This is a genomic window from Heyndrickxia faecalis, from assembly GCF_040267745.1.
Classification (GTDB): domain Bacteria; phylum Bacillota; class Bacilli; order Bacillales; family Bacillaceae_C; genus Weizmannia; species Weizmannia faecalis.
On the sequence record NZ_CP158453.1, the window covers coordinates 2,711,696 to 2,730,246 of the forward strand.

At 46.5% G+C, this 18,551-nt stretch carries 16 protein-coding genes and 1 riboswitch; of the genes, 1 reads left to right on the plus strand and 15 read right to left on the minus strand.

From position 1 onward, the window contains the following. Window positions 1-12: 12 nt before the first annotated feature. Together ABR335_RS13225 and ABR335_RS13230 are read right to left on the minus strand one after the other, a co-directional pair. Window positions 13-705, minus strand: a complete 693-nt coding sequence (locus ABR335_RS13225) for a response regulator transcription factor (RefSeq protein WP_013858648.1) — start codon at window positions 703-705, stop codon at window positions 13-15. A gap of 110 nt (window positions 706-815) precedes the next feature. Next, window positions 816-1,118 carry a DUF5316 domain-containing protein gene (locus tag ABR335_RS13230; protein WP_014095855.1) on the minus strand — a complete coding sequence of 101 codons (303 nt, stop codon included), beginning with the start codon at window positions 1,116-1,118 and terminating at the stop codon, window positions 816-818. A gap of 306 nt (window positions 1,119-1,424) precedes the next feature. Between ABR335_RS13230 and ABR335_RS13235 the strand changes: the two genes are divergently transcribed. Beyond that, the gene (locus tag ABR335_RS13235) at window positions 1,425-1,661 is read left to right on the plus strand and encodes an indolepyruvate ferredoxin oxidoreductase subunit alpha (protein WP_026104642.1); all 237 of its coding nucleotides are present in this window, start codon (window positions 1,425-1,427) and stop codon (window positions 1,659-1,661) included. Between the two features lie 56 nt (window positions 1,662-1,717). On the opposite strand, the gene ABR335_RS13240 is transcribed toward ABR335_RS13235, so the two are convergent. The 13 genes from ABR335_RS13240 to ftsE form a co-directional block, all read right to left on the minus strand. Next, the gene (locus ABR335_RS13240; RefSeq protein ID WP_046721395.1) at window positions 1,718-2,656 is read right to left on the minus strand and encodes a siderophore ABC transporter substrate-binding protein; all 939 of its coding nucleotides are present in this window, start codon (window positions 2,654-2,656) and stop codon (window positions 1,718-1,720) included. A gap of 14 nt (window positions 2,657-2,670) precedes the next feature. Next, entirely contained in the window at window positions 2,671-3,429 is a 759-nt protein-coding gene (locus tag ABR335_RS13245; protein WP_014095858.1) for an iron ABC transporter ATP-binding protein, read from the minus strand. Then, complete coding sequence (locus tag ABR335_RS13250; RefSeq protein WP_277613376.1) at window positions 3,423-4,373, minus strand: iron chelate uptake ABC transporter family permease subunit; 951 nt, start codon at window positions 4,371-4,373, stop codon at window positions 3,423-3,425. Before ABR335_RS13250 ends, ABR335_RS13245 begins: the two co-directional genes overlap by 7 nt. After that, window positions 4,366-5,316: an ABC transporter permease gene (locus tag ABR335_RS13255; RefSeq protein ID WP_276211039.1), complete on the minus strand. Its 951-nt coding sequence runs from the start codon at window positions 5,314-5,316 to the stop codon at window positions 4,366-4,368. The genes ABR335_RS13250 and ABR335_RS13255 overlap by 8 nt, the downstream gene beginning before the upstream one ends. Window positions 5,317-5,628: 312 nt before the next feature. Then, window positions 5,629-6,825 carry a PDZ domain-containing protein gene (locus ABR335_RS13260; protein WP_434063164.1) on the minus strand — a complete coding sequence of 399 codons (1,197 nt, stop codon included), beginning with the start codon at window positions 6,823-6,825 and terminating at the stop codon, window positions 5,629-5,631. A 738-nt stretch (window positions 6,826-7,563) separates the two neighbouring features. Then, entirely contained in the window at window positions 7,564-7,773 is a 210-nt protein-coding gene (locus ABR335_RS13265; protein WP_046721397.1) for a hypothetical protein, read from the minus strand. Window positions 7,774-8,022: 249 nt separating this feature from the next. After that, the gene (locus tag ABR335_RS13270; protein WP_017551675.1) at window positions 8,023-9,459 is read right to left on the minus strand and encodes a S41 family peptidase; all 1,437 of its coding nucleotides are present in this window, start codon (window positions 9,457-9,459) and stop codon (window positions 8,023-8,025) included. A 394-nt stretch (window positions 9,460-9,853) separates the two neighbouring features. Beyond that, complete coding sequence (locus ABR335_RS13275; protein WP_035182209.1) at window positions 9,854-10,837, minus strand: homoserine dehydrogenase; 984 nt, start codon at window positions 10,835-10,837, stop codon at window positions 9,854-9,856. Between the two features lie 254 nt (window positions 10,838-11,091). Then, window positions 11,092-12,390, minus strand: coding sequence for an O-acetylhomoserine aminocarboxypropyltransferase/cysteine synthase family protein (locus tag ABR335_RS13280; protein WP_026684160.1), 1,299 nt, complete (start codon window positions 12,388-12,390; stop codon window positions 11,092-11,094). A gap of 103 nt (window positions 12,391-12,493) precedes the next feature. Then, a riboswitch (SAM riboswitch) is annotated at window positions 12,494-12,601 on the minus strand. 99 nt (window positions 12,602-12,700) lie between these two features. After that, window positions 12,701-14,146 carry a cardiolipin synthase gene (gene cls, locus ABR335_RS13285; RefSeq protein ID WP_014095865.1) on the minus strand — a complete coding sequence of 482 codons (1,446 nt, stop codon included), beginning with the start codon at window positions 14,144-14,146 and terminating at the stop codon, window positions 12,701-12,703. 228 nt (window positions 14,147-14,374) lie between these two features. Then, window positions 14,375-15,718 carry a murein hydrolase activator EnvC family protein gene (locus ABR335_RS13290; protein WP_017551671.1) on the minus strand — a complete coding sequence of 448 codons (1,344 nt, stop codon included), beginning with the start codon at window positions 15,716-15,718 and terminating at the stop codon, window positions 14,375-14,377. Between the two features lie 144 nt (window positions 15,719-15,862). Next, the gene (gene ftsX, locus ABR335_RS13295) at window positions 15,863-16,747 is read right to left on the minus strand and encodes a permease-like cell division protein FtsX (RefSeq protein WP_014095867.1); all 885 of its coding nucleotides are present in this window, start codon (window positions 16,745-16,747) and stop codon (window positions 15,863-15,865) included. Continuing rightward, a complete protein-coding gene (gene ftsE, locus ABR335_RS13300; RefSeq protein ID WP_026684159.1) occupies window positions 16,737-17,423 on the minus strand; it encodes a cell division ATP-binding protein FtsE in 687 nt (228 codons plus the stop codon). Before ftsE ends, ftsX begins: the two co-directional genes overlap by 11 nt. Between the last annotated feature and the right edge of the window lie 1,128 nt (window positions 17,424-18,551).

Consider the following 18,551-nt stretch of genomic DNA (forward strand, 5'->3'; position numbering starts at 1 on the left):
AGCCCTTTCCTGCTACATCACTTCCATTTTATAGCCAAAACCCCTGACTGTTTTAATATATTGCGGCTGTTTCGTATCTTCTTCCATTTTTTCGCGAAGGTGGCTGATGTGTACGTCGACGATTCTTGTATCACCCGCAAAATCGAAATTCCAAACAGCATTAAGCAGCTGGTCGCGACTTAACACTTTTCCTGCATGGTTTGCCAAATACAAAAGCAATTCGAATTCTTTCGGGGTCAGCTCCAGTTTTTTCTCTTTAAAATAGGCTTCGAATTGTTCCGGTAAAATGCGCAGGTCGCCCACTTTTATCGCCTCAGCGGTTTCTTCTTCTGTTTTTGTTTCTGCCCGCCGCAGGATCGCTTTCACACGTGCCACCACTTCCCGCGGGCTGAACGGTTTTGTAATATAATCATCTGCCCCGAGTTCAAGGCCGAGAATTTTATCCAGTTCATCACTTTTAGCTGTCAGCATTAAAATGGGCGTATTGATTTTCCCAAGCCGCAACTGCTTGCAAACGTCCATGCCATCCATGCCTGGCAGCATCAGATCGAGGATAATGACATCAAGTTTTTCTTTCCTTGCTGTATCATATCCCTCGTTTCCGTCACTGGCAGTCAGCACTTCAAAACCGGCCTGCTCGAGATTAAATTTTAAAAGGGTCACAATGGATGGTTCATCATCCACAACCAAAACTTTTTTAGCCATCTGTTATAGCCCCGCTCCCCGACTTGTTTTTCTTCATTGTATCGTGCCTGCTTTTCCATTGTAAAGCTGGATCTCAAGCATTCCACGCGCGGCCGGAAAATATGTAAATGTTAAGCGTACATTTGGATGAGAAATACTGCCAGAACGGCAATAAGATTCGGCAATCCGAACAGGAAAAAAAGCATCGTCAGGCTGAATCTTGATTGGTGATGTTCTTTTGTTTCAGAAAAATAGTTAGCCCGTGTCTCCATGCCGCCCACAAACGCCCCCATCGTGATGCCGGAGAAAACAATCCCAATTGCTGCCGCTATCCCGCAGATCCAATAGGTTTTTGAAAAATCCCTGGTAAACAGCCCTGCAATGATGCCAGCCGCAGCAATGATCATTCCGGTTATAACAGCATATGCCTTCAATTTTTGCCCCCTCCTTTTCTTTATTGTTATATTCAGCCTCCGTCATAAAATGTCCTGCTTTTAAGACGTCTCTTGTTGCGTGTTTTTTAAATCTCCTTCCCACACGCAGAGAGTTTTGATTGAAAGATTCCTACCATTTTGTTATATTAAAAATGATCGTTAAAAGATAAAGCATGGACGCCCGGCTTCGAATATTGCGTATTGTCACCCTGCCGGCCCGGGGATGTCCGGCTGGCAAAATGGATGGATATAAACGCAACGCTAGACGGATAATGATTAACATATAGGAAAAAGGTGATCTGGAAAATGGCATTTGTAATTACCCAACCGTGCATCGGCGAAAAAGCGGCCGAATGCGTGGATGTATGCCCCGTGGATTGTATTGCCGAGGGGGAAGACCAGTACTTTATCGACCCGGATATTTGCATCGATTGCGGCGCTTGCCAGGCAGTTTGTCCGGTAGAAGCCATCTATCATGAAGAAGAACTGGAAGAAGAGGATATGGCCTTCCTGGAAAAAGCCCGCAAATTTTATTCAGAGTAAAAATAACCCCCGCACCATATGCGGGGGTTATTTTTAAAACCGGGCGTTGGCACGGCTTAATCAATCGCATTCCGGACTTCTTTCACCATTTCGGATACGGAGACGAGCCCGCCGCCGGAAAGGTACCAGTAGCCCGGGTCAAGGTAAACGATATGTTTGTTCTTGTAAGCATTCGTTTTCTTGACGAGGTCGTTTTCGATGATGCTCTTGGCATTTCCGCCCTGCCCGATGGCTGCATCGCGGTCAATGACAAACAAATAGTCGGGATTGGTTTTCATGATATATTCAAATGACACATTCTGCCCGTGAATGGATGCTTTAATGTTTTTGTCCGCAGCCGGTACACCAAATACGTCGTGGATGAGGCCAAACCGTGAACCCGGTCCGAACGCGCTCACTTTTCCGCCGGTTGTCAGGACAATCAACGCTTTGCCGTTCACTTTTTCCGCTTTTGCATGCAGGCTGTTGATTGAATCATCAATATCGGCCAATTGCTTTTTCACGGCATTTTCTTTATTGAAAATTTTGCCGAGCGTTTCCATATTCTGTTTAAAGGAATCCATATACTTCGTTGTATCCAGCCCCATATAAACCGTCGGGGCAATTTTCTTAAATTCCTTGTAGTTGTCCCGCTGCCTGCCGGAAATGATGATCAGGTCCGGATGGATTTCACTGATCTTGTCAAAATCCGGTTCCATGACGCCGCCGACATTTTCATACTTGCTGCTTTTGTATTTTTTCAAATATGGCGGAAGATTGTCCTGCGGCACACCTGTCACTTTAATGCCCAACTTATCCATCGAATCCAGCACACCAAAGTCAAACACGACGACTTTCTTTGGGTTTTCCGTGACTTTCGTGGTTCCAAGTTCATGCTTTACAGTTATTTTCTTTGATGAGGCACTGCTACCCCCGGCGCTTTCTTTCGTTCCGCACCCGGCAGCAAATACTGCTAACAACAAAATCATGACTCCGGCCAAATAGCGCTTTCTCATCTCAAATCCCCTTTTCATCCATAATATAAGCAAAACTTATTTTGACAGTAATCCTGAATTTGAATATCCATATCGTAAATTTCCTTTAAAACAGAAGGGCGAATGATGTCATCCGTTTTCCCCTGTTTTACGATTTTCCCGTCTTTCATCGCCACAATGTAATCGGAATAAAACGAGGCGAAATTAATGTCGTGAATGACAATTAAAACGGTTTTGCCCAGCTCATCGGCAAGCTTGCGCAACACTTTCATAATCTGGACCGAATGTTTCATGTCAAGATTATTTAACGGTTCATCAAGCAAAATATACTCCGTGTTCTGGGCCAGCACCATTGCGATGTATGCGCGCTGCCGCTGCCCGCCGCTCAGTTCATCCAGGTACTGGTTCTCATATTCTTCCAGTTCCATATAGGCAATCGCTTTATCAATCATTTTTTGATCCGAATCCGTGAGCCGTCCTTCTGAATGCGGAAAGCGCCCGAATGCGACAAGTTCCCTTACTGTCAGCCGGATGTTCATATGATTGGACTGCTTCAGGATGGATATTTTTTTCGCCAGCTTTTTACTGTTTGTACGGCTGACGGCCTCCCCGTCTATGTATACATCCCCTTCATCCGAAAATTCAAGCCGGCTGATGATCGAAAGCAAGGTGCTTTTTCCGGCACCATTTGGCCCGATAAAAGAAGTGATTTTTCCCTTTGGAATTTTAACAGACACATGATCAATGACCTTCTTGCTCCCGTAGCTTTTTAAGACATTCATCACATTTACCATGCGCGACTCTCCTTTAAAAGTAAGTAAATAAAATAGATGCCCCCGGCAAAATTGATGATGACGCTGAGCGGAACAGAGAACTGGAAGACTCTTTCCACAAGCAGCTGCCCTCCTGTCAGGAAGACGACGCTGATCAGCATCGCACCCGGTATAAGGATTGTATGCCGGTATGTATCAAAAAATTGATAAGCGACGTTGACAACGAGCAGGCCAAGGAATGTGATCGGCCCGACCAACGCCGTCGAGACGGAGACAAGGATGACGACAATCAAAAGCAGATGCCGCACTACCCGGTTATAATCGACACCAAGGTTGACCGCCTGATCCCGCCCGAGCAGCATCACATCCATAAACTTGGCAAAACGCAAATAATACAACCCGCACAATACAACAAGCACAAAAGAAACCCACAGCAAATGGACATTCACATTGTTGAAGCTGGCAAACATTTTATCCTGCAGCACCTGAAACTCATTCGGATCGATCAGCATTTGCATAAAAGAAGTGAAACTGCCGAATAAAGTGCCAAAAATCATCCCGATCAATAGCAGAAAATACATATTTTGCCTGCCCCGGCGAAGAATTAAGTGGAACAAAACGGCAGAAAACAGCACCATCGCCACGAGTGAAACCACAAAATTGACATGGCTCTGCATCATCGTTAGCGTTTTGGCTCCCATTGCGAAAACGACCGCCGTCTGGATCATGAGATAAAGGGAATCCAGCCCGAGTACGTTCGGCGTTAAAATGCGGTTGTTTGTAATCGTCTGAAAAATAAGGCTTGAAAAGGCAATCGCACAGCCGGTCAGGATGATGGCGAAAATTTTCCGGATTCTTGAAGGGATAATATAGTTGAAATCCCAGTAAGATCCGATGCAAATATACGCTGCAATGAGGCCCGCTGCGATTGCGGCAAGCATAAGCAGTTTTGAACGACTATGCATAAGCGTGTCTCCTCAGCAGCAAATATACAAAAATGCCACTCCCGATGATGCCGGCTGTTAAACTGATCGGCACTTCATATGGATAAATGACAAGGCGCCCCAAAATATCGCAAAATAGCAGGAACACTGCCCCAAGCAGCGCCGTCACCGTAATGCTTTTTTTCATATGGTCGCCGCGGTAAATGGACACAATATTTGGAATAATTAAGCCCAGAAACGGGATGGTGCCGACTGTCAGTACAGTTGCCGAAGTAATCAGCGCGACAAGGGTAAGGCCGATATTGACCACCTGCTTGTAATTCAGGCCAAGGTTTTTGGCAAAATCTTCCCCCATGCCGGCGACCGTAAACCGGTTTGCGAACACATACGCGACCAAAACGGCGGGAACTGCTAAATAAAGCATCTCGTACTTCCCTTTCAGCACGCCTGAAAAATCGCCTTGCAGCCATGAGGACAGGCTCTGGATTAAATCGAATTTATACGCAAAGAAAGTCGATACAGAGCTTACGATATTGCCAAACATCAGCCCGACAAGAGGGATGAAAATTGTATCGTTCCATTTAATCCGGCCCAGTATCTTCATGAACAGCAAGGTGCCAGCCAGTGCAAAGCAAAAAGCAACCGCAATTTTGATCAGCGGGCTTGCCGCCGAAAACAGAATGATCGCAACCAAAATGCCGAGCCGGGCACAGTCCATCGTGCCGGCTGTCGTCGGAGAGACAAATTTATTTCTCGTCAACTGCTGCATCACAAGGCCGCAAATGCTCATGCCCATGCCTGCAATGATGATGCTGATCAGACGCGGCAGGCGGCTTGCCAGCAAAATTTCCGTCTGCTCCCTGCTTAAATGGAGCATATCCGCCGGTCTGATATTTTCTGCGCCGATGAAAATTGAAATGATGGACAGGACGGCAAGCAGGGGCACTAAATATCTTTTTTTCATTCCATTCGTACTCCCCCGTTTCTTTTGTCAGCTCGTTGTAATTGATTTTCATTATCAATTATAATTATATTGATAGTGAGAATCATTGTCAATTAAGTTTTCAATATTTTTACCGTGTTTTCCATAGAAAACAGGTTTTGAATTTTGACAGATAGAATTGCAAGGATCATAGTCAACGAAAAACACAACCGGCCTTTTGAAATCGCTTCCGTACGAGATGGTCAGTGACAAACGCAATTGTGGTTACGATGTGTCGATGAAAAAAGCGGCGGGACCTCCTTTTGGAAGTTTCCGCCGCTTTCTATTTTCCGGTCATCCCGCCTGGTCCGGATCCCAGTTGATGTTATTTTTTACGGTCAATATGCCAAGTTCATGATGCTCGCCTTCATAAAGCGCGCCCTGGGCAAAGCGCATTTCCCCGTTCGTATCGATGACTTCAAGTTTGCAATAAGCCGGGCTTTTCTGTAGGGCACAGTAAAATTCATCCGTATTGCGAACGGGCTCGCCGTTGCATTTGGAAATCACTTCACCGATGGAAAGCCCCATTTTCTCCGCTTTTGAACCCGGTATGATCCCTAAAACGATCATGCCGTTGTTCTGCTGTGTAAAATAATACGGTGCGTTGTTTTCACGCATCCGGTGGCGAATGGAGATCCATGCTCTCGCGACAATGGCAAAAACGGCTGCTGCTGCAGGAAAATAAGGAAAATAGAGCCCTGCTGCTCCGATTGCGGTCGTCATGATGCCCGCCCAAATAACCCAGGTCCCGATCCGCTTCAATGCAGATTGCGGTAAAGTGCTCTGGATTTGGTGCTGGAAACCGATTAAAAACGGGACAAGCACCAGTGAAAACGTATGTCCACCCCAGTTCACAACAGGCCACCATGAAGCGGTGACCGAAAGCGGGCCTGCGGGCAGAAAACAAACGACCGGCACAAGCCAGAGTTTTTTGGCCACAAATGCACCGACATTCAAACCGCGCCGGCTTTTCCGCAGTTTCGGGGAAACATGCTTCGTGCCGCTTGTCCTCAGCAGCACGCCTTCCGCTAACAAAAGAAGACCTGCTAAAATGGAGAGCCCGGCAACCATCGCATCGGTTGTGCCGCTCATCCAATCCGGCAGTTGAACCGGCAGCCATGTGAAAACAAAAAACAGGAGTACCGGTATGCCCAAGGTAAATGCCGGTGAGAGAAACCGGAATTGGCCTACGAGCGAAAATAAAATCGTCGCAGCCGCCACCGCAGCAAGAACAGGCCATGACACTTCAACCCCCGCCGCCACTGAGAGAGCGGAAAGGATCAACCCGCATATGAGCCCGGCAGGAAATAAAGACCGCAGTTCAAGCGATCCTTTATAAATCCTGATATGAAAATCGTTTCTTTCCCGCTTCACTCTTGCCGCACCAGAAACGAGCGCGAGCAACAGCGCATAATAGAATATCGGATGGAGAAAAAATCTTCCGATGCCTTTTAACACTTCAATGAGCCAAATCTGTTCCAACCGAAACACCATCCCCCGCACGTACCTATTTGTAGTATTATTTTAGCAGATTTTGGCGAAAAGCGCTTCGAAATTCCGGATTTTGTATGTGTCAAGTTTTTCAGCGATAGGGATATGTACCAAGTTTTTCGCGACAGGGGTTTAAAATCGGGTATTCTAAGACGCTCTTTTTGTACACTTTTGGCTACCGCGCTATGCTTGCTTTCCTGGCTCAGGAGGAAGCTGCCCCGAAGTGACGTAATATTTCTGTATAAAGATGGATAACAGGGGTGTTAATGCGCGCGAAATCCACTCGCTTTTCGTGGGCGGCCGGCGAGCCTCCTCGCTCGTGCCTCGCTGCGGGGATGGACTTCAAAGAGTTCCGGAGGACAGTTCAAAGGGGCATAACTAGACGCGCCCTATGTGAAGGAAGAGTCTCGTTTTTGCTTGCTTTCTTAACGTAGACGCACTCTATGTGAAGAAAGGCCTTCTTTTTCCCGCGCTTCCTTAACATAGGGCTTGCTAAATAAGTAAAATTCCTAGATTTGGCAAGGATGCTGACAGCTTTGGCAAAAATTTAAATACAAGGGGATTATAAAAATCCAAAGAAAAGCTTGCACTTGAAAACTGATTCAATGTATAGAAAAGACAGAATCGCATTTTCGAAGTTCTTCTAGAGCTTACTGACAAAGTGGGGACAAACGCAGAAGCGGATTCGTTCAGCAAGCCCTTATGCCATCCAACTGTCAAATAAGTATCCTACACAAATTAAGAGAATTGCAAAAAGGAAGTGGACCTTTTTTCGTTTATTCCTGTTCTTTCTAAAATAAGAATTATGACTGCTACCAATCCAATATATACTGCACTTGCTACAAAGTTACTTACATTCGCCAAAAAGAGCGTGGGATACTTTTGACAAAAACCAGCTGTAACACCAAAAACAAGTAACAATAAAGGAATTCTTAATTTCCAATACATCATTAACCCCTTTTTCAAAGGCATAGTTATCTTTTCTTTATTATATTACCGTCATAAGACAATGACCATAAGGATTTTTTCCAGACTCATAGATTTTCTGTCCAAACCGGCATCCACGTTTATTTTTCCGTTTTTTTACAATTGCGCTGGGAGTCGCAAAAAGTGGCAGTAAGACAGAGACATGAGAGTTAAGGGCAAAAAAAGCAAGTTGCTGCACGTTGGCTTGCAACCCGGTCCGCTAAAACGGTGTTACTTGCTGACAACCTTTAATGCGACTTGCAGCTGCAAATCGTTTTTTTCCGCGTGCGCCATTTTGTACAGCGATTTTTCCATTTCATCGGCCGTTTTTTGATTGATGCTGCCGGTTACCGGAAGGCCTTTGTCAAACTGGAACGCCTTGACGGCATTTTCCGTCTGGATATCGAAATAACCGTCTTCCCTTCCCGGTGAAAAACCAAGACTCTTTAGCATTTGCTGGGCGGTTTTGATTTGGGTGTTGTTCATATCCTTTTTCAAAATGTGTGCAATTTGCAAAGCCTGGGCATCAAAATAGTCCGGCTGTTTCACTTCAATCGTCGGGGCAATGCCTTTATGATGGATCCAATGGCCATCGGGCGTAAGCCATTTAAACATGGTGAGTTTGATGATGCTCTCATCTTCCATCGGCACCGCTTCCTGCACCGTCCCTTTGCCGAATGTCCGGACGCCAATTAACGGATAATTTTCCGTTTCATGAAGTGCTGCCGCCATTATTTCAGAAGCGCTCGCGCTGCCTTTATCGACGAGAACCGCAACCGGGTAAGCCTTCTTTTTCTTCAGTTTGGACACATACTGGACACGGTGCCCGCTCCGTTCCTCAATTTGCAAATACGGCTTGTTTCTTGTAACAAACTGCTTGAGAATCGCTTCAACACTGGAAAGAAGGCCGCCCGGATTTCCCCGTACATCAATAACAAGCCCTTCCATGCCGCGGTTTTCAAGTTTTTCGAGCTGCTGTGCAAAATCTGTTGCCGTATCTTTTGAAAACTGGGTAATGCCGATATAACCGATTTTTTTCCCGTTTGCCTTTTTCATTTTCGAGTAGACCGTGTCAAGCGGGATTTCATCACGTTTGACCGTCACTGTCATCTGTTTGCCGGATCCGGCCCTTGAAATACCCAGCTTCACATTGGAGCCTTTTTTTCCTCTGATTCGTGTTGTCACTTCGTATAAGTCCATGCCTGCCGTACTTTTTCCGTTAATTGTTGTAATCACGTCTTCCGGGCGCAGTCCCGCTTTTTCCGCCGGGGAGTTTCTATAAGGAGAAACAATCAGTATTTTTCCGTTTTTTTTGGTAATTTCGGCGCCGATGCCTTGAAAAGAGGAATCCAGCGTGTCATTGAATTGCGCGGCTGTCTCTTTGTCCATGTAGACGGAATACGGATCGTCCAATGTACTGACCATGCCTTTGATTGCGCCTTCCACGAGTGTTTTTTCGTCAACTTTCCGGACATAGGAACTTTTGATTAATTGGTATGCCTGGGCAATTTTTGTGAGGTCCGGCATATTGCTTGTCCCACCGGTTGTTTCCTGGCGGGTGGGGGCTGCCTTGTCCTTTTGTGAAAACCATTGGCCTGCCGTATAGCCGCCGCCTGCACCGGCAAGCAGCGATCCCGAAATCGCAAGCGCCAGCCATTTTCGTTTCATGGTGATGCCCTCCTTGTACAAGAAGCGCCGCCAAAAGCGGGGTTCTTCATCTCGATAATTCAATATATGTACAAGCCGGGGGGCATATGCCGGGTAGCGGAAAAAGACGGCGAAAGTCCCGCCGAGGATGCAAACAGGCTGCCGTGAAGCTAAAAAATGCGTAATGCAAAACGGGCTCTGGTTTCTTTAGGGGATACGCGATCCGGCCATGACCATGCTGTTCACAAAACAGCACGAACGGGACGGAGCCACCATCACAACATGTAAAAAAGAAGCCTCTTCCGCTAAGCCGGCAAAGCAAAAACGGAAGAAGCCGTAAAGAGGTTGAGGGGTTCTCCCCCCGCGCTAAAATGACATCTTAGCATCGCAAAAAATATGGATACGTTTCCTTGGTTCACGAAACGGCATCCAATTGCGGAACGGGCCGGTAACCCGCCGCAAAGTCTTCAATCATGGCGCTTGCCGTCGGAAATTTTCCGGCACCCGGACCTGTAAGGGTAATTTTTCCGATCAGGCTGCCGTAAATCGTGATGGCATTGTTGACGCCTTCCACCGCATAAAGGGCGTGTTCGGGAGGGACAAGGACAGGCTTAACGGATGCTTTCAGCGTACCGCCATCACGGTATATGTCCGCAATATGCTTATAACGGAGTCCCTGCCGATCCGCTCTTTCAATATCCGCAAGCGAGAGGCCGCCTATGCCTTCAACTTCTACTTTCTCCCAGTCCGGCTGGGTTCCGAATACGAGCCGACTCAGGATCATCAGCTTGCAAAAGGCGTCCTGCCCTTTTACATCATTGCCCGGGTCAGCTTCTGCATAGCCGTGCTGCCTGGCAATTTCCAACGCTTCTTCAAACGGAAGATGTTTTTCGCGCATGGCCGATAAAACAAAATTGGATGTGCCGTTTAAAATCGCCTGTACACGCTGGATATCATTAACCTGAAGCTGCTGGGAAATCGTCCGAATCACAGGGATGCCGCCTGCAGTTGTCGCTTCGTAACCGACAAACACGCCTTTTTCTTTCGCTTTTTCAAGCAACACATTCCCATATCGTGCAAACATGACTTTATTGGCAGTAATGACGTGGCAGCCTTTTTCAATCGCTTGTAAACAGTAAGAAAAGCCTGGTTCTTCCCCGATAATCGCTTCAAACACGACTTCAAGGCCGGGAATGGCGAGAACTTCCCGGAAGTCCGTCGTAACGAGTACAGAACTGTCAATGTTCCGCTTTTTTCGGGGGTTTTTGATCAGAACCGCTGCAATCTCTACCTCGGCATGCAGCTTTTCTTTCAGCTGCTCCCGGTGGGTCCGGACCGCTTCGTACACGCCCTGGCCGACCGTCCCAAAGCCGAGCAGCGCTGCTTTAATCACTCTCATTATCCAAACTCCTCCCTACATCTAGCGCTCTTTCGCCTCTGAAGCGTTTTGTTCATTTAAAACGGTCAAGCGGTCCGACAGTATTCGGTGCAGCCGGTATCCAGAAGCTCCCGATCTGGATCAGGTATGCAGACCGTCCGGGCCGCAACATTGTTCAATGGGATCAGCCCAGAACATCGTATAAGTTTTCCGGATCGCCTGTTGGCATTCGCATGGCGGCCTTCGCACGAATCTGCCGGACCCGCTCCCCGCTTTTACCGGGCTGTAACGGCTGTTGCTTTTGTAATGGCCTGATCGAGGTCGGCTGTCAAATCTTCGACGGCTTCAAGCCCGACGGACAGGCGGATCAAATCGCCTGTGACCCCTGATTTTTCCAGTTCTTCATCGCTCAGCTGCGAATGCGTAGTCGTTGCCGGGTGGATGATCAGCGATTTCGCGTCGCCGACATTCGCTACATGCGACCACAGCTTAATATTGTCGATCACGCGTCTTCCTGTTTCCCGGCCGCCTTTCACACCAAAGTTGACAATGGAGCCGTAACCGCCGTTCAAATATTTTTGCGCCAGCTCATGGGACGGATGGTCTTCAAGGCCCGGGTAATTGACCCAAGCAACATCTGGATGGTTTTTCAGAAATTCCGCGACTTTCAATGCATTTTCGTTATGCCTTTCCACACGCAGATGCAGCGTTTCAAGCCCTTGCAGGAATAAAAAGGCGTTGTCCGGGCTTAAAGCAGGCCCGAAGTCGCGCAAAAGCTGAACGCGAAGTTTTGTGGCGAACGCAGCCTGTGCCGTGTCGACGCCGTAGCGCAAGCCGTGATAGCTCGGATCCGGTTCGCTAAAGTCCGGGAATTTGTCTGTGTTCCAGTCAAAACACCCGCCGTCAACGGCAACACCGCCGATCGCCGTTCCGTGCCCGCCGATCCATTTTGTCGCCGAATGGACAACCACGTCCGCGCCCCATTTGATCGGATTCGCACCATACGGAGAAGCAAACGTGTTGTCGACAATCAAAGGAATACCGTTTTCATGGGCCACTTCCGCCACTTTTTCCACGTCGAGCACCTGCAGGCTTGGGTTGCCGATAATTTCCGCGTACAATGCTTTTGTTTTCGGGGTGATCGCCTGGCGGAACGCTTCAGGGTCGGACCCGTCCACAAACTTGACGTTAATGCCGTATTTCGGCAATGTCACAGCAAACAAATTATAGGTGCCGCCGTAAAGATTGCTGGCGGATACGATGTCATCACCCGCACGCACGATGTTCAAAATGGAAAAGGCAATGGCCGATGCGCCGGATGATAAACCGACAGCCGCTGTTCCGCCTTCCAGTGCAGCAACACGTTTTTCAAAAACATCCACAGTCGGATTGCCGAGACGGGAATAAATGAAACCTTCTTTTGATAAATTGAAGACGCCCTCCGCATGTTCTGTATCCGGAAAAACGTAAGAAGTCGTCCGGTATACCGGTACGGCGCGCGATCCTGTCGCCGGGTCCGGTTCCTGGCCGCCGTGCAACAATAAAGTTTCCGGTTGGAATGATGGTTGTGTCATTTTAAAGCCTCCTGATTTTTTAAAATTTTTTCGTGAAAGATGGAAGAGGAAATGAAAAAACCCTCTTCGTAAGGGAAGAGGGTTACAATGTATGTAAGTTCCTCCCTTATCTTTCAGACGCATGTCTGTAGGAATTAGCACCTTTTCAGGCAAATGCCTGAAGGTTGCCGGGCTTCGCAGGGCCTAGTCCCTCCGCCGCTCTCGATAAGAGTTTCTTTTCATAATTCAATTTTGAATGACTTATTGTTTAAGATTATAGAAGAACAATGGCAAACCGTCAACCTTTTTTTGAAAAAATTTTCTTTTTCTTCTACAATATTGGCGACAATAGCCGGGAAATGGACTCTTTAAACCGCACATAAAGCGGCCGGTTCTGGTAATCATGGAGCGTTAATTCGGTTGATTCGGCCATATCGTCCCGGAAAACGCCGGCAAGTGTGCCGGAAAGCTCACGGTCGTACAGCACGGCGTTCACTTCAAAATTGAGACGGAAACTGCGCACATCGATATTGGCCGTCCCAACGGAAGCAATTTTCCCGTCTACGACAATCATTTTCGCATGGATGAACCCTTTTTGATAAATGTACACTTTGACGCCCGTTTTTAACAGCTGGCCGATGTTGGAAAGCGTCGCCCAATAGACAAACATATGATCCGGTTTATTTGGAATCATAATCCGAACATCCACTCCGGATAAGGCGGCAAGCGTCAGCGCATTCAGGAGGCTGTCATCCGGAATAAAATACGGTGTTTGCAAATAAATATATTTTTTGGCGGAATTGATCATTTTAATATAGCTGTTTTTAATCTGCTCCCATTCAGAATCGGGGCCGCTTGAGACGATTTGGATATCGGTTTCACCCTGCGATGGGATGACCGGGAAATAACGTTCTTCATCTCTTACATCATGCGGTGACGCCTGATTCCAGTCCAAAATAAAGCGGGTCTGCATGGCATAAACAGCACTCCCTACAATCCGTAGATGCGTATCCCGCCAGTAACCGAATTTCTTATTCAGGCCAAGATACTCATCCCCGACATTAAAACCGCCGATATATCCGATCTGCCCATCAATAATCGCCAATTTCCGGTGATTCCTGAAATTGACGCGCAAATTGACGAGCGGGATCCGGGCAGGAAAAAAGGACGCCACTTCCCCACCAGCAACAACAAGCGGCCGGAAAAATTTGCGGCGGAACAGCATCCGCGACCCCATATCATCATAAAGCAGCCGCACCTTTACGCCTTCTCTTGCTTTTTGCGACAGCAGTTCAATCAATTCATGGCCGAGGCGGTCATTCCGGAAAATATAATATACAAGATGAATACTGTCTTTTGCATTCCGGATGTCTTCAAATAAAGCCTCGAATTTTTTCCTGCCGTCTGTAAATATATCGACGTGATTGTCCTGGGAAAGGATTGCCCCGTCATTCATCAGCAGCATATAAACGAGATCCTTGTACTGGATTGTCCGCTCATCATGAAACGGAAACCGGTTTTCGCGCAGCAGTTCAATTTGCTGCTGGGAAATTTCTTTAATGCCGATCTTCTCCTGTACCTTCCAGTCAAAAATTTTCCGGCGGCTTAAATTTTGCCCGAATACCAAATACAGGATAAAGCCGGCAATCGGCAGGAATAATAGCACCAAAAGCCATGCCCAAGTTGCGCCGACATCTCGCCGTTCCAGGAAAATAACGGTTCCCGCCAGAATAAAATTCAAAAGAAACAAGATAACCAGTAGTACCGTTATAATCATTGCGTTCTCCTTTTCGTACACCCTTTGTTCCTGCTTGAGGTTTGTTCCCGGCCGGTATCCGGGAACACGGTGAAGTGTTTTGGAATTGATATAGGATATGTTTGCGCAGCAAAAATAACAATTGTATCATACCATAATATTTGCGCCTTACCTATCGTACAGCACTTTCCCTGCCATTGCATGCAAAAAGAACCGCACCAATGGATACGGTTCTTTTTTTCGTCCTTATTAAAAGTTAACATAGTTTCTCGGGTTTTGGGCACCGGTATGTGGCGGTGGTGTCCAGCGGCCGTTATAAATTTCAAAGTGAAGATGCGGTCCTGTTGATTCCCCGGTATTTCCCATTGCTCCGATCTGCTGCCCTTTGCTGACGTGCTGCCCGGTGCTGACGCTGTACGAGCTCAAATGGGCATAAACGGTTGTGTACAACTTCCCGTTAATATAGTGGGTGATCATGACGCAATTCCCGTATGAAGAAGAGTGGTACGCCCTGAACACGACACCGTCGGCTGCAGCGACAACCGGTGTCCCGATGCTGTTGGCAATGTCAATGCCCGGATGGAACCCGCCGGAACGCCCGCCGAATTCAGATGAAATATATCCGGATGCCGGTCGCGTAAAGGACCCGGAAGATACTTGCGGAAGGGATCCGCCGGAATGGCTCCCGGAACTTGACTTGACCGATGCAGAGCGGGTTGTCCCTGCGTTTGATCCTGCTGATCCTGTTGATCCTGCATTCGTTTGTGCCTTTGCTGCTGCATCTGCTTTTGCTGCAGCCTTTCTTTCTTCCTCCGCTTGCTTTTTCGCAAACGCAATGGCTTTTTCAATGGAAGCTTTTTGGTCAGCCAGGATGCTCTTTTGTTCACTCAGCGACATTTTCTCTTCTTTAAGGCTGTCTTTTTGTTTTTCCAGCTTTTTGATTAATGCCGATTTCTCGCTCTCATCCTGTTTCAGACTGTCTTTTAATGATTGTAAATCAGACAGCATCGATTCCAAATCGGACAGTTTCTTTTCCACTGAAGCCTGTTTGTCCTTTAAATCCTGTTCATCTTTTTTCTGTTCTTCCAAAATTTGCCGGTCTGCTTCAACCAATGTCTTCACTGCTGAAAAGCGGTCAATAAAATCACCAACGCTTTTCGCTTCAAGAAAAACATCCAAATAATTGACCGAACCGCCGCCGTTTTTCTGCATGGCACGGGCGCGATCTTTTAAAATAGCGTTCCGGTCTTCAATCCGCTTTTTGATTTCAGCGATATTTTTCTTCAAATCAGCAATCTGGTCTTTCGTTGTGCTGATATTCTGTTCCTGCTCGCTGATTTTTTTGTTCGCCGATTGAATTTTCGATTCAATGGCCTCAAGCTGGCCGCCGAGAGAAGCCTGCTTGTCTTGAATGTCGGAAATCTGGTTTTCTTTTTTGTTCATCTCTGATTCGACATTGGAAAGTTTACTCTCAATCTCGCTTTTTTTCTGCTGCAAATCGCCGGCCGCAGCAGCATTGGACTGGTAGCCAAGCATGCCGCCCAAGCTGAGCGTGAACACAACGGCAGCAGGCAGAATGGAACGCTTCTTCATCTTTTTCCCCCTCAAAGCAAAATGTTTTTGTTTTATGTATCCGGGGACGCAACGCCCCGTTTTTCCTGTGTTTTAAAATGAACAGAAAGGGTATAGAATAAAAAATCAGGCGGACGGGAGTGGAATGCATCCCGGCCGTTCCCGTTACACTTTCAAATAACGGCGGATCGACATCGAACTGCCCCAGATTCCAATGCAGACGCCAAGTACAAGCAGCAGGCCGTCTACGCCGTAAATGAACGGGCTGATATCAAGCATATGGATAATATTGTTTTGCAGCTTCGGCTCTACGATTTTATAAACAGAGTAATAGCCGAAGGAAATCAGCACAATCGGCAGAATGGACCCCAGGATTCCGAGCCAGAGCCCTTCGAGAAGAAACGGCCAGCGGATAAACCAGTTTGTCGCCCCTACCAGTTTCATAATCTCGATTTCTTTTCTTCTGGCAAAAATCGTAATTTTAATCGTATTTGAGATAAGGAACATCGCCGTAAGCAGCAGGGCAATGATTAACACAAGCCCGACATTGCGGCAGATACTTAAAACATGGAACAGCTTTTCCACTTTTCCTTTACCATAAATGACGGATTCGACATGGTCCATTTTTTGAATTTGCGCCGCAACTTTTGGCGTGTCCGTCGGCTGCTTTGTTTTGACAATAAATACGTCATACAATGGGTTGTCCTGCTGGAACAGTTTAAAGTCATCACCCATTCTTTTAATCAATTCTTTTAGTTCCTGTTGTTTAGAAGAAAACTTGACGGAATTGACGGCATTCAGACTCTCAATCTCGCTTTCCAGTTTTTCCCTGTCGGCAGCCTTCGCCGCTAAGTCGATATGGACGCGAATTTCCACGTCGTTTTCAATATCGGAAGCAAATTTATTCATGTTCAGGATGATCACGAAAAATACGCCGACAAGAAGCAGGGTAATCGTTACGGCACTTGCCGATGCAAACATCATCCAGCCATTCCGGCCAAGGCTTTTAAAACTTTCCCGGAAGTGGCGTTTAAGCGTATTAATCTTCATAACCGTAACCTCCCAGCTGCTCATCGCGCACCACTTTCCCGCCTTCAATGGCAATGACGCGGTGCTTGTTTGTGTTTACAATATCACGGTTATGGGTAGCCATGACAACCGTTGTCCCGGTTACGTTGATGTCTTCGAGGATTTTCATAATGTCCCATGAAGTTTCCGGGTCGAGGTTTCCTGTCGGCTCGTCGGCAATGACCACTTTCGGCATGTTGACGATGGAACGCGCGATGGAAACCCGCTGCTGTTCACCGCCGGACAACTCAGAAGGCAGCATTCTTGCTTTATTTTTCAACCCGACCTGGTCGAGTACTTCCATGACGCGGCTCCGGATATAAGAAGGTTCCTGCTCGATCACTTCGAGAGCAAACGCGATATTTTCATATACAGTCAATGTCGGTAGCAGCTTAAAATCCTGGAATACGACACCGATCTGCCGTCGGAAATAAGGGATTCGTTTGTCCCGGAGTTTTGAAAGATTGATGCCGTTTACAGTGACGGTCCCTGCTGTCGGCTTTTCTTCGCGGTAAATCAGTTTGACGAGCGTGGACTTACCCGCGCCGCTCGGGCCAACGATATAAACAAATTCGCCCTGGTTGATTTTTATATTTAACCCGCTCACAGCCATGACGCCGTTCGGGTACTTTTTATAGACGTCCTTTAATTCTATCATTTCCTCACCTAGCTTTTTTTCAATGTAACGTGCCGGAATGAAAAATGTGTCAACGGCACCGGCAAAAAACGCCAATTTTTGCAATACCCATACAACCGTCCCTGTAAAAGATCCGTACAGGTGGGTTATTTGCTGTAAGAAAAGGCTGCGTTAAAGCCTTTCTGCATAAAATTTGACTTTTTCTTTTTTTCACGCGCGAGAATTCGCATAATTGCTCGAAATTCGCACATTTATTATTATAGCATCCCTACCCTTGAGCGACATTACAGTTTTGTTTCAAATTTTCTAATGGGGGTGAACATTTTTTTGAGGATCGCTTCGCATTTTGGAACTTTTTAAGCCTTGTCTGAAACTATAAATGAATACCGTTGACACTTCCCCATCATTCTCCCTCCCTCGACAAAAAATAGGGATTCCCGTCGTATGGGAATCCCTATTTTCATTCACTGTGTCCTCGCATTCACTTTTTCGAAAAAAACCCGGTAATAAAAGAAATTACGCTTACAACACAGTCCGCCACTAAAAATGTCCCTATTCATCTATTTTCATTATATCCTTGACCTGTAATGTTAGTTGGTACGAAGATCATAATAATGCCTGAACCTAACCACTACTAATCAATTGTAATATAGATAGCATGGTTACAAATGATTCCTTTATATCATAAGCATTCTCATTTTGGCAGTGCCATATATACTGATATTGCCAAAAAAATGAACCCGACTACAAGTTCAATCCCAAATCTGGCTGTCTTGTTTTTCCTGTACTTAAAGCTGTTCACAAGAAGAACAATTCCGACAACAAAGCAAAAAAGCATGACCCAAAACCCCATGATTTTTCTCCCCCATTCTTCCATAAAGATCCATTATCTCTTTGGCTTCCCGTTTTTGTAAACCCATCTCCGTATGGTTAGAAGTAGTACAAAGGTACAAACGAATAACAGAAACATGATGTGAATTTATTTCCTGTATTACAACCTATTGGAAATTTTTTTACATTATAACACATGACTTTTATATTTGTAAACGTTTAATTTTATTTTTTTCGTTTTTTAAAAAAGGTCGCGTAACGCTCGCCTTTTTATCCCTTACTGAGCCGGTATTTTTGCAGTTGCTGTAGAAAAAACTT

Excerpts from the sequence above, each read along its gene's own strand:
- ABR335_RS13225 (WP_013858648.1), bottom strand. The coding sequence starts at position 705 with ATGGCTAAAAAAGTTTTGGTTGTGGATGATGAACCATCCATTGTGACC.
- ABR335_RS13235 (WP_026104642.1), top strand. The coding sequence starts at position 1,425 with ATGGCATTTGTAATTACCCAACCGTGCATCGGCGAAAAAGCGGCCGAA.
- ABR335_RS13240 (WP_046721395.1), bottom strand. The coding sequence starts at position 2,656 with ATGAGAAAGCGCTATTTGGCCGGAGTCATGATTTTGTTGTTAGCAGTA.
- ABR335_RS13245 (WP_014095858.1), bottom strand. The coding sequence starts at position 3,429 with ATGGTAAATGTGATGAATGTCTTAAAAAGCTACGGGAGCAAGAAGGTC.
- ABR335_RS13250 (WP_277613376.1), bottom strand. The coding sequence starts at position 4,373 with ATGCATAGTCGTTCAAAACTGCTTATGCTTGCCGCAATCGCAGCGGGC.
- ABR335_RS13255 (WP_276211039.1), bottom strand. The coding sequence starts at position 5,316 with ATGAAAAAAAGATATTTAGTGCCCCTGCTTGCCGTCCTGTCCATCATT.
- ABR335_RS13265 (WP_046721397.1), bottom strand. The coding sequence starts at position 7,773 with ATGTATTGGAAATTAAGAATTCCTTTATTGTTACTTGTTTTTGGTGTT.
- ABR335_RS13270 (WP_017551675.1), bottom strand. The coding sequence starts at position 9,459 with ATGAAACGAAAATGGCTGGCGCTTGCGATTTCGGGATCGCTGCTTGCC.
- ABR335_RS13275 (WP_035182209.1), bottom strand. The coding sequence starts at position 10,837 with ATGAGAGTGATTAAAGCAGCGCTGCTCGGCTTTGGGACGGTCGGCCAG.
- ABR335_RS13280 (WP_026684160.1), bottom strand. The coding sequence starts at position 12,390 with ATGACACAACCATCATTCCAACCGGAAACTTTATTGTTGCACGGCGGC.
- cls (WP_014095865.1), bottom strand. The coding sequence starts at position 14,146 with ATGATTATAACGGTACTACTGGTTATCTTGTTTCTTTTGAATTTTATT.
- ABR335_RS13290 (WP_017551671.1), bottom strand. The coding sequence starts at position 15,718 with ATGAAGAAGCGTTCCATTCTGCCTGCTGCCGTTGTGTTCACGCTCAGC.
- ftsX (WP_014095867.1), bottom strand. The coding sequence starts at position 16,747 with ATGAAGATTAATACGCTTAAACGCCACTTCCGGGAAAGTTTTAAAAGC.
- ftsE (WP_026684159.1), bottom strand. The coding sequence starts at position 17,423 with ATGATAGAATTAAAGGACGTCTATAAAAAGTACCCGAACGGCGTCATG.